General features: G+C 65.2%; 1 protein-coding gene and 1 pseudogene. Both read right to left on the bottom strand.

Annotation, left to right across the window (positions count from 1 at the left end; translation table 11 throughout):
• A partial coding sequence (locus L9Z73_RS30080; protein WP_247408577.1) for a methionine--tRNA ligase occupies positions 1–1,295 on the bottom strand: 1,295 nt, incomplete at its 3' end.
• A gap of 4 nt (positions 1,296–1,299) precedes the next feature.
• A pseudogene (locus tag L9Z73_RS30075) lies at positions 1,300–1,795 on the bottom strand (NAD(P)/FAD-dependent oxidoreductase); the annotation flags it as partial.

Below are 1,795 nucleotides of genomic sequence, written 5' to 3'. Positions count from 1 at the left end.
CGGAAGGCCTGCCCCAACCGGGCGACAGCCACCTCCAGGCCCGGCAACAGCGCAGGTTCGATGGACTGCGCCCGAGCGTGATCGAGGGCGCCCAGCGCCAGGTCGATACGGCTGTCGAGCGCCCCGGCCAGGTCCACGTTGACCACCTCGACAAACTCCTCCACGGCGAAATTGGTTTCGCCCTGCTCGGGGCTTTCGCGGCTCAGGAAGTAACGCACGGCGTCACTGGTCGCCGGGGTCTTTTCGACGATATCGGCGGCCCACACCACATGCAGTCGGCTGGTGGAAAACTTCGCACCTTGCAGGTTGTAGAAGTAATTGGTCAGCACGTAATCAAACGACTGGTGATCCTGCAGCGCATCCATCACCGCGACACTGCCGGCCAACAGCAGCACCGCGTTGTCGATGCCAAAACTGACCAGCGTCGTCACCTCGCTGCTGCGCAACATCGCATGGCCGTGCTCGGGGGCGTTCTCCTGAGACCGATCGGCGCAGGTCAGCGCATATTCCCAGCCGGACTCGAACAGAACGCGCGGGTTGCCAAAGCGATCCGGGCTCCAGGCGACGCCCCATTCGCCCGGTGCAGTCAGCCGCACCAGGCCGTTTTCCCGTTCGAGGAAGCGCGCAATCACCTCGATGATCGACGCCGGTGCACCGGAAGCGGCCAAGCGCTGTAGCAACTGCTCGGGGTGGGCGACGCTCAGAAACAGGCTTTCGACCTCCACCCAGTGCAACGGGCTATCGCCCATGCGCGGTTGCGGGTCAAGCATGGCTTGCGGGCGAAACAGTGCGCCGCAGGCTTCGCAAAAGTAGCCGCCTGCCCCCGCCCGGCAATACGGGCATTGCCCCAGCAGCCAGGCCCCCGCCATATAGCGCCGAGTGTCCGGGCAATACAGCACGCGTTCGACCACGCTTTGCGTCACCCCGAGCGCCACCAGGCGCTCCACCGTGCGCTGGGCATTGCGCGCATGCTGCTGCGCATACGGGCCTTGCACCAGGTCGAGGAAGTCATCGACCTCGACATCCAGCGCGCGCAGGTCATGGGCGATTTGCGCGTGGTAGTCGCGCACCACGGCTTCGGGCGCACGTTGCTCTTGCAGCGCCTTCCACAACACATAGGAGTCGAAGCCATCGACTGCCGAGACCACGTCGACACGATGGCCCTGGCTGCGCAGGTAGCGCCCCAGCATGTCCATGCGCAAGTACGGTCCGGCGATATGCCCCAGGTGCAGCCGGCCGTTCGGGGTCGGCGGGATGGGCATCAGGAAGAAGGTTTGCGCGGCGATAGCGGTCATCTTTTCAATCCATCGAAACAGTAGAAAGGGTGGGTTTGGCGGTAGCGGGCGCATCGGGCCAATGGGCGACCATCAATTCAAGGGCTTCGCGGGCAATGCCCGGCGCCAGGCGGAAACCGGCGCCGCTGCCAGCGCCGGCAAACACCAGATTCTGCGAGGCGTCGACGCTCACCTGCGACTCACCGTCGGGGCTGTAGCTGTCGCAGAACACCCGGCCGCCACGACAGCGTGGCACCAACTCGGGCAGGTAGTGCGCCAGCGTGCGCGTGGCCACTTGCATATCGTGGCGGTTGATTTCCAGTGCATGCTTGCGCGGCGCTACGTCCCATTCATCGCACCGAAAGCTGAACAGCCACTGGTTACGTGCCGCCAACGGCATCAGGTACGCGTCGGCTTGCGGCAGAAACAGCGCCGCCGCGTTGGCCGGCGGCACACCGTCGATATGCAAGGCCACCACCTTCTTCACGCGCAGCCCATGGCGCGCGGCAAGCGCGCCGAAC

The organism is Pseudomonas emilianonis (genome assembly GCF_023072625.1).
GTDB classification, from domain to species: Bacteria; Pseudomonadota; Gammaproteobacteria; order Pseudomonadales; family Pseudomonadaceae; genus Aquipseudomonas; species Aquipseudomonas paraveronii.
This window is presented reverse-complemented; position numbering and strand designations above follow the sequence as displayed.